Below are 1,103 nucleotides of genomic sequence, written 5' to 3' on the forward strand. Positions count from 1 at the left end.
TGTTCAACTTAACCTCGCATGTAATCGTAACTCGCCGGTTCATTCTACAAAAGGCACGCCATTACCCTGACCCGAAGGTCATAGGGCTTTGACTACTTGTAGGCACACGGTTTCAGGATCTGTTTCACTCCCCTTCCGGGGTGCTTTTCACCTTTCCCTCACGGTACTGGTTCACTATCGGTCACTAGGGAGTATTTAGCCTTGGGAGATGGTCCTCCCTGCTTCCGACGGGATTTCTCGTGTCCCGCCGTACTCAGGATCCACTCTGGAGGGAACGAAGTTTCAACTACGGGGCTGTTACCCTCTATGGCCGGCCTTTCCATGCCTGTTCATTTACTCCGTTCCTTTGTAACTCCGTGYAGAGTGTCCTACAACCCCAGGAGGCAAGCCTCCTGGTTTGGGCTAATCCCGTTTCGCTCGCCGCTACTCAGGGAATCGCGTTTGCTTTCTCTTCCTCCGGGTACTTAGATGTTTCAGTTCCCCGGGTCTGCCTCCAATGCCCTATGTATTCAGGCAAGGGTTCCATCCCATTACGGATGGAGGGTTTCCCCATTCGGAAATCTCCGGATCAAAGCTTACTTACAGCTCCCCGAAGCATATCGGTGTTAGTACCGTCCTTCATCGGCTCCTAGTGCCAAGGCATCCACCGTGCGCCCTTTCTAACTTAACCTAAAAATAAGCGAAGCTTATTCMTGGTATCACTCTCAAATTGAGAGAAAACCTAAAATGGCGATTACTCGGTAATGTCTTCTTCATTACATTATCTAGTTTTCAAAGAACAAAAATGAGAGATTATACTCTCAAAACTGAACGAACAAAGACCGTCACGTCTTGTATATATTCCTTAGAAAGGAGGTGATCCAGCCGCACCTTCCGATACGGCTACCTTGTTACGACTTCACCCCAATCATCTGTCCCACCTTAGGCGGCTGGCTCCAAAAGGTTACCCCACCGACTTCGGGTGTTACAAACTCTCGTGGTGTGACGGGCGGTGTGTACAAGGCCCGGGAACGTATTCACCGCGGCATGCTGATCCGCGATTACTAGCGATTCCAGCTTCATGCAGGCGAGTTGCAGCCTGCAATCCGAACTGAGAATGGTTT

At 50.3% G+C, this 1,103-nt stretch carries 2 rRNA genes; both read right to left on the bottom strand.

What is annotated here, in order from left to right:
• Positions 1-670 (bottom strand): 23S ribosomal RNA (locus FZD51_RS26425); the annotation flags it as partial.
• 178 nt (positions 671-848) lie between these two features.
• Positions 849-1,103 (bottom strand): 16S ribosomal RNA (locus FZD51_RS25845); the annotation flags it as partial.

Origin of the sequence: Bacillus infantis (assembly GCF_008180445.1) — a bacterium.
Taxonomy (GTDB): domain Bacteria; phylum Bacillota; class Bacilli; order Bacillales; family Cytobacillaceae; genus Bacillus_AB; species Bacillus_AB infantis_B.